The 6,984-nt window shown below is 70.0% G+C and carries 7 protein-coding genes; 6 read left to right on the top strand and 1 reads right to left on the bottom strand.

Annotation, left to right across the window (positions count from 1 at the left end; all coding sequences use genetic code 11):
• The first annotated feature begins 107 nt into the window (after window positions 1-107).
• The 4 genes from ABZT17_RS27600 to ABZT17_RS27585 all read left to right on the top strand — a co-directional run bounded on the left by ABZT17_RS27600 (window position 108) and on the right by ABZT17_RS27585 (window position 3,448).
• The gene (locus ABZT17_RS27600; protein ID WP_356352421.1) at window positions 108-401 is read left to right on the top strand and encodes a Dabb family protein; all 294 of its coding nucleotides are present in this window, start codon (window positions 108-110) and stop codon (window positions 399-401) included.
• A gap of 131 nt (window positions 402-532) precedes the next feature.
• A complete protein-coding gene (locus ABZT17_RS27595) occupies window positions 533-1,399 on the top strand; it encodes an RNA polymerase sigma factor SigF (RefSeq protein WP_356352419.1) in 867 nt (288 codons plus the stop codon).
• A 317-nt stretch (window positions 1,400-1,716) separates the two neighbouring features.
• On the top strand, window positions 1,717-2,607 hold the full coding sequence (locus ABZT17_RS27590) for an RNA polymerase sigma factor SigF (RefSeq protein ID WP_356352418.1): 891 nt from the start codon (window positions 1,717-1,719) through the stop codon (window positions 2,605-2,607).
• A 142-nt stretch (window positions 2,608-2,749) separates the two neighbouring features.
• Window positions 2,750-3,448, top strand: a complete 699-nt coding sequence (locus ABZT17_RS27585; protein ID WP_356352416.1) for a hypothetical protein — start codon at window positions 2,750-2,752, stop codon at window positions 3,446-3,448.
• A gap of 18 nt (window positions 3,449-3,466) precedes the next feature.
• Here ABZT17_RS27585 and ABZT17_RS27580 read toward each other — a convergent pair whose 3' ends face one another.
• Complete coding sequence (locus tag ABZT17_RS27580; RefSeq protein WP_356352415.1) at window positions 3,467-3,670, bottom strand: hypothetical protein; 204 nt, start codon at window positions 3,668-3,670, stop codon at window positions 3,467-3,469.
• A 195-nt stretch (window positions 3,671-3,865) separates the two neighbouring features.
• Between ABZT17_RS27580 and ABZT17_RS27575 the strand changes: the two genes are divergently transcribed.
• Both ABZT17_RS27575 and ABZT17_RS27570 read left to right on the top strand, forming a co-directional pair.
• Complete coding sequence (locus ABZT17_RS27575; protein ID WP_356352413.1) at window positions 3,866-4,375, top strand: MarR family transcriptional regulator; 510 nt, start codon at window positions 3,866-3,868, stop codon at window positions 4,373-4,375.
• Window positions 4,376-4,388: 13 nt separating this feature from the next.
• Window positions 4,389-6,959 (top strand): MFS transporter, encoded by a 2,571-nt coding sequence (locus tag ABZT17_RS27570; RefSeq protein WP_356352411.1) that lies wholly within the window; start codon window positions 4,389-4,391, stop codon window positions 6,957-6,959.
• Window positions 6,960-6,984 lie beyond the last annotated feature (25 nt).

Raw genomic sequence — 6,984 nt, 5'->3', positions numbered from 1 at the left:
TGCGGTCGCGAGGGTGTCCAGGTTGTTCGTCACACAACGATCTTGGACACCCTCGTTCACGTCTCTACGGGCACCCCTTGGAATCGATCATCTAGCCAGGAGCGCACATGATCCGTCACCTCGTCCTCTTCAAGCTCAACGACGGCGTCGGGCGCGACGACCCGCGTGTGGTCGAGGGGGAGGAGGCCTTCCGCTCGCTGGAGGGGAAGATCTCCGAGATCCGCTTCTGGGAGCTGGGCTGGAACCTCAGCGACCGCCCCATCGCCTACGACTTCGCGATCAACTCGGGGTTCGAGGACGCGGACGCGCTGAAGCGGTACGTCGAACACCCCGAGCACCAGGCCGGCGTGGCCCTGTGGAAGGAGTTCGCCACCTGGGTGATCGCCGACTACGCGTACTGAGAGGCGTTCACCGGTGCCCCACGGCCTCCCGCCGCAACGGCGGGAGGCTTTTCTGCGTCTCAACACGGAGCAACGCTGCGTTATGCGGTGCTTGCACACAGTGGACATGTCTTGTGATGCTATGACCGCTTTTGACGGATGAGTTGACCGATAAAGAGGTGGCGTTGACCGTGTCGGCCAGTACTGCGCCTCCCCAGGAGGCCACGGAAGTCGCGCCCGCCACCCCGCAGCGCAGCCGCGGCGCCGACACCCGGGCGCTGACCCAGGTGCTCTTCGCCGAGCTCAAGGAGCTCCGGCCGGGCACGGTGGAGCACAACCGCGTGCGCGGGGCGCTGATCGAGGCCAACCTCCCGCTCGTGCGCTACGCGGCCGCCCGCTTCCGCTCGCGCAACGAGCCGATGGAGGACGTGATCCAGGTCGGCACGATCGGGCTCATCAACGCCATCGACCGCTTCGACCCCGACCGGGGCGTGCAGTTCCCGACCTTCGCGATGCCGACGGTCATCGGGGAGATCAAGCGCTACTTCCGGGACAACGTGCGGACGGTCCATGTGCCGCGCCGGCTGCACGAGCTGTGGGTGCAGGTCAACAGCGCGACCGAGGACCTGACGACCGCGTTCGGCCGTTCCCCCTCCACCGCCGAGATCGCCGAGCGGCTGCGGATCGGCGAGGACGAGGTGCTGTCCTGCATCGAGGCCGGCCGCTCGTACCACGCCACCTCGCTGGAGGCCGCGCAGGAGGGCGACGGGCTGCCGGGGCTGCTGGACCGGCTCGGTTACGAGGACCCCGCCCTGGACGGCGTGGAGCACCGGGATCTCGTCCGGCATCTCCTCGTCCAACTCCCGGAACGGGAACAGCGAATCCTGTTGCTGCGCTACTACAGCAATCTCACCCAGTCGCAAATCAGCGCGGAACTCGGCGTCTCGCAGATGCACGTTTCCCGGCTACTCGCGCGTAGCTTCCAGCGGCTGCGCTCGGCCAATCGGATCGAGGCATAAGAGGCGCACAGGCGCACACCGGAGAACACGCCGTAACGCCGCAGTTCGCAAGCAGGATCGACTGGTCACCGGCACGAGCGAATCGCTCACCGGGGCCGTTCCCGACAGTTCTGTGCTGAAAAACGCTCAGACCCCCTCTTTCCAGGGCCGATTAGCGTCTCGCATGTCGACATGTCACTACAGCGTGTTGCCGACATGTGACATTCTTCCGGCAACGCGTTTGCCGTGGCTTCGGCTCCGGTATTCAGGTGAAGGCTGAACTCCTCGCTCGACAGCGAGGGTCGGCCGCGACCGTCCCGCGACCCAGAGGGGGTGGCATGTCCGCAGAACAGGGCAGCTCGAAGGTGCTCACGCTCACAAAGAGCGAGTCCGCGCCCGACGCCGCGCTTGACGACGTCACGGTGCTGGAGGCCGTGCCGGCCCCGGCCCTTCCGTCTTCGTCGGAGTCCATCGACACCCGCACCCTGTCCCGCTCCCTGTTCCTGCGGCTGGCCGCACTCGGCGAGAACAGCCCCGAGCGTGCCTACGTCCGGGACACCCTGATCGAGCTCAACCTCCCCCTCGTGCGCTACGCGGCGGCCCGCTTCCGCTCGCGCAACGAGCCGATGGAGGACATCGTCCAGGTCGGCACCATCGGCCTGATCAAGGCGATCGACCGCTTCGACTGCGAACGGGGCGTGGAGTTCCCGACCTTCGCGATGCCGACGGTCGTGGGCGAGATCAAGCGGTTCTTCCGCGACACCTCGTGGTCGGTGCGCGTCCCGCGCCGCCTCCAGGAGCTGCGCCTGGCCCTCACCAAGGCCAGCGACGAGCTCTCCCAGAAGCTGGACCGCTCCCCGACCGTCCCCGAACTCGCCGCGGTGCTGGGCGTGTCCGAGGAGGACGTGGTCGACGGTCTCGCGGTCGGCAACGCGTACACCGCGTCCTCGCTCGACTCCCCGGCCCCCGAGGACGACGGCGGCGAGGGCTCCCTGGCCGACCGCCTCGGCTACGAGGACACCGCCCTGGAGGGCGTCGAGTACCGCGAGTCCCTGAAGCCGCTGCTGGCCAAACTCCCGCCCCGCGAGCGGCAGATCATCATGCTCCGCTTCTTCGCCAACATGACCCAGTCGCAGATCGGCGAGGAGGTCGGCATCTCCCAGATGCACGTCTCCCGGCTGCTGACCCGGACGCTGGCGCAGCTGCGGGAGGGCCTCATCTCGGACTGATCCCGAAATCGCGCGGATCCCGGCACCTGACGGGTGCCGAAATCTCGCGCGGAGGGTTCCTATTTGACGGAGTGTCAGCCACCATGGCGCGATGCTCCGTGGGACTCCTGGGACGACATGGACACGTGGCCGTCGAGGCGCCTTGATCGGCGCGTCGGCGGCCGTCGTCTGCCTGGGCGCCGCGCTGGCGGCGTGCGAGGGCGGCGGCGCGCGCGAGGCGTACGTCGCGACCGGCGCGGTGGGCGGCGGACCTCAGGCCTCCGGTACGGCGGTGCGGCCGACGGGACGGGTGACGCTGGTGCCGCTCGACGGACCGCGGCCGTCGGGGGAGCGCCCGGGGACCGGCGCCGACACGGCTGCCGGCGCCGGGAGTTCACCGACGACACCCGAGCCCGACGCAGCCGAGCCCGACGCACCCCGGCCGGGCGCACCCGGACACCCCAGCGGCTCCCCGGCCGGCGGCGCCGAGTCCGGTCGTACGGGCGCGGGTTCACCGTCCCCGACGCCGGGCACCGGGGCCACGGCGCCCGCCGGACCCGCCGTCCTCAGCTGGAGCGATCCGAGCCGCGAGGCCACCGACAGGCGCTGGTGCGAGGACGTGACGCTGACCTTCACCAACTCCGGCGGGACCGCGGTGCGTTCGGGCACGGTGACGTTCGGGACGCACATCATCGGCCTGCTCGGGATCGACTGGGCGACCGTCGACTCGGAGGTCCCCCTGCCGGCGCCGATCGCGGCGGGAACGCACCGGGACAGGACCTGGACGGTGTGCGTCGAGAGGTGGCGGGTGCCGTTGGGCACGCACATCGAGACGCGGGACGTCACCGTCCGGTGGAAGTAGCCGGCCCGGCGACAACGCCTACTTCAGCGCCAGCCACGCCACGGCGGCCACGACCGCCACGGCGACGACGATGCCGACGATCAGGCCGATGCGGGGGCCGGACGAGGCCGACACGGGCGCCGGGGCCTGGCGGCCCTGCGGGCCCTCGTCCACGAAGGCGCGGAACATCTGGGTGCTGCCGGCGGGGTCGTGGTTGCCCTGGGGGTTCTGAGGGTTAGCCATAGCTGGAGACCCTAGCGAATCCGCCATGGCGACCCAAGTGGGGGCCCGTCCACGGTGACAGCCACCCTCACCTGGGTATTTACGTTCGCAATACTTGTCTTTGCCAAGTTTTTATGCCGCTCACCCCCCAGATTATTTGCCTGCAGCAACCAACCACTCTTATGGTTGCCCTAAGCAACGAATGCGGGAGGTGTGATGGCCGAGCGGGCGCAGTACGAGGAGCTGATGCGACAGTTCAGCGCCTTCGGTGCCGTGAAGCGGGAGCTCGGGCGGATTCTGCCGTCGGACTGCCCGAGCGGCAGCGCCGCCGTGCTGACCCTGCTGGGCCGCTTCGGCGCCATGCGCATGAGCAGGCTCGCCGAACTCCTCTCCGTGGACATGTCGGTCACCAGCCGCCATGTGGCCCACCTGGCCGAGCGCGGCTGGCTGGACCGCTCCCCCGACCCGTCGGACAAGCGGTCCCGGATCGTGCACCTCACGCCGCAGGGCCTGGCCCGGCTGGAGCAGCTCTCGGAGCGCACCACCCAGCTGCTGGCCGAGCGGCTCGCCGACTGGAGCGACCAGGAGGTCGCCGAGCTCACCCGGCTCATGACCCGGCTGCGCGCCAGTTTCGACGACAGCCGCGTCGCCGCCGTACCGCCCCGGCTGCCGCCTCCCGCATTCGAGGAACCACAAGCGACCACCCGTACACCCGCGAACACTTAAGAGAAGGAAGCCCATGGCAACGACCACACCAGCCGGTGTGCGGGCTCATGCCAAGCACGGGGGAGGCTCTGCGGAGTACGCCCCGATGACGCACCGGCAGATCATGGAGGCCATCTCCGGTCTGCTGCTGGGCATGTTCGTGGCGATCCTGTCGTCGACGATCGTCACCAACGCCCTGCCGCACATCATCAGCGACCTCGGCGGCGGCCAGTCCGCCTACACCTGGGTCGTCACCGCCGCCCTGCTGTCGATGACCGCGGCCACCCCCCTGTGGGGCAAGCTCGCCGACCTCTACAGCAAGAAGGCGCTCGTCCAGATAGCCCTGGTCATCTATGTGCTGGGCTCCGCGGCCGCCGGTCTGTCCCAGAACCCCGGCATGCTGATCGCCTGCCGTGTCGTCCAGGGCATCGGGGTCGGCGGGCTCTCCGCCCTCGCCCAGATCGTCATGGCCGCGATGATCTCCCCGCGTGAGCGCGGGCGTTACTCCGGCTACCTCGGTGCCACCTTCGCCGTCGCCACCGTCGGCGGCCCGCTGCTCGGCGGTGTCATCACCGACACCTCGTGGCTGGGCTGGCGCTGGTGCTTCTACGTCGGTGTCCCCTTCGCCGTCATCGCGCTGATCGTGCTGCAGAAGACCCTGCACCTGCCCGTGGTGAAGCGGGACGTCAAGGTCGACTGGGCCGGCGCCACCTTCATCGCCGCCGCCGTCTCGCTGCTGCTGGTCTGGGTCACCTTCGCCGGTGACAAGTACGACTGGCTGTCGTGGCAGACGTACGCGATGGTCGGCGGTTCGATCGTCCTCGGTCTGCTGTTCGTGCTGATCGAGTCCAGGGCGAGCGAGCCGATCATCCCGCTGCGGCTGTTCAGGAACCCCACGATCACGCTGGCCTCGCTGGCCTCGTTGTTCGTCGGAATCGCGATGTTCACCGGCACGGTCTTCTTCAGCCAGTACTTCCAGCTGGCCAGGGACAAGTCCCCGACGATGTCGGGCGTCATGACCATCCCGATGATCGGCGGTCTGTTCGTCTCCTCGACCGTCTCGGGCCAGTTCATCACCCGCACCGGACGCTGGAAGGCGTGGCTGGTCGGCGGTGGCGTGCTGGTGACGGCCGGCCTGGGCCTGCTGGGCACCATCCGCTACGACACGGCGTACTGGAAGATGTCGATCTTCATGGCGCTGCTGGGTCTCGGCATCGGCATGATGATGCAGAACCTGGTGCTGTGCACGCAGAACCAGGTCGACCCGAGCGACCTCGGCTCCGCCAGCTCCACGGTCACCTTCTTCCGCTCCCTCGGCGGTGCGGTCGGCGTCTCCGCGCTCGGCGCGGTCATGGCCCACCGGATCACCCACTACGTCAAGGACGGCATCGCCGCCCTGGACCCGCAGTACCGCGCCGCGCTGGCCGGTTCCGGCTCCACGGACAGCATCCCGGACCTGAGCAAGCTGCCGGCCCCCGTGCGCACGCTCATGGAGAGCGCCTACGGCCACGGCATCGCCGACGTCTTCCTGATCGCCGGCGGCCTCGCGGCCATCGCCTTCCTCATCACCCTGTTCATCAAGGAGGTCCCGCTGCGGACCAAGGGCGCCCTGGCCCAGGCCGCGGACGCGGACGCGACCCCGGAGGCCCCGGCCGAGACCGCCACCGGCGCTCCGGCCGCCGCGCACACCCCGAGCTGGGCCGCGACCTCGGAACCCTCCACCCCCTCAGTCCCCTCCGCCGTCTCCGTCGCCTCCGACACGCGGACCGCCACCGACGGCGCACAGCGGCCGGCGGCCGTGGCCACCATCGCCCGGCCCGAGGAGGCCTCCGGTGCCGGCTCCGGTGGGATTCCGGTACGCGGTTTCGTGCGCGGCAACGAGAGCGCGCCCGTGCCGCAGGCCGCCGTCACGCTGATCTCGCTCGCCGGACGGCAGCTGGGCCGCTCGGTCACGCAGGCCGACGGCTCCTACGCCCTGGACGCGCCGAGCGTCGGGTCGTACGTCCTGATCGCCGCCGCCGACGGGTTCCAGCCGCAGGCCTCCACGGTCGTGGTGAACGGTGAGCCGGTGGCCTACGACGTCCTGCTCAGCGGTACCAGCGGGCTGAGCGGTGTGGTGCGGGCCGCCGAGAACGCGCTGCCCGTCAAGGACGCCATGGTCATCGTGACCGATGTGCGCGGGGATCTGCTGGCCACCGGGTCCACCGGTGAGCAGGGCGAGTTCGGCTTCGCCGAGCTGGTGCCGGGTGCCGTGACCGTCGCGGTGAACGCCGCCGGTTTCCGGCCGCGCGCGCTGCCCGTCGAGGTCGGCGGCGCCGGGGTCACCCGGATCGAGGTCGACCTGGACTCCGGGGCCCGGCTCCAGGGTGTCGTACGGGCGCCGCACGGGCCGCTCGCCGACGCGCGGGTGACGCTGGTGGACGCCGCCGGCAACGTCGTGGGCACCTCCACCACCGGGGCGGACGGGGCGTACGCCTTCACCGACCTGGGCAGTGGCGAGTACACCGTCATCGCGACGGGCTACCCGCCGGTCGCCACCGCGCTCACCGTGCACGGCGGGGCCGTGGACGGCCACGACATCGAACTGGCCCACCCGGCCGAGTAGTTCGTACCCCGGCCCGTGGCGGGCG

Source organism: Streptomyces sp. NPDC005648 (assembly GCF_040605395.1).
Taxonomy (GTDB): Bacteria; Actinomycetota; Actinomycetes; order Streptomycetales; family Streptomycetaceae; genus Streptomyces.
The sequence above is the reverse complement of the archived record's forward strand: the minus strand, read 5'-3'. Positions and strand labels throughout refer to the sequence as shown.

Excerpts from the sequence above, each read along its gene's own strand:
- ABZT17_RS27600 (WP_356352421.1), top strand. The coding sequence starts at position 108 with ATGATCCGTCACCTCGTCCTCTTCAAGCTCAACGACGGCGTCGGGCGC.
- ABZT17_RS27590 (WP_356352418.1), top strand. The coding sequence starts at position 1,717 with ATGTCCGCAGAACAGGGCAGCTCGAAGGTGCTCACGCTCACAAAGAGC.
- ABZT17_RS27580 (WP_356352415.1), bottom strand. The coding sequence starts at position 3,670 with ATGGCTAACCCTCAGAACCCCCAGGGCAACCACGACCCCGCCGGCAGC.
- ABZT17_RS27575 (WP_356352413.1), top strand. The coding sequence starts at position 3,866 with ATGGCCGAGCGGGCGCAGTACGAGGAGCTGATGCGACAGTTCAGCGCC.
- ABZT17_RS27570 (WP_356352411.1), top strand. The coding sequence starts at position 4,389 with ATGGCAACGACCACACCAGCCGGTGTGCGGGCTCATGCCAAGCACGGG.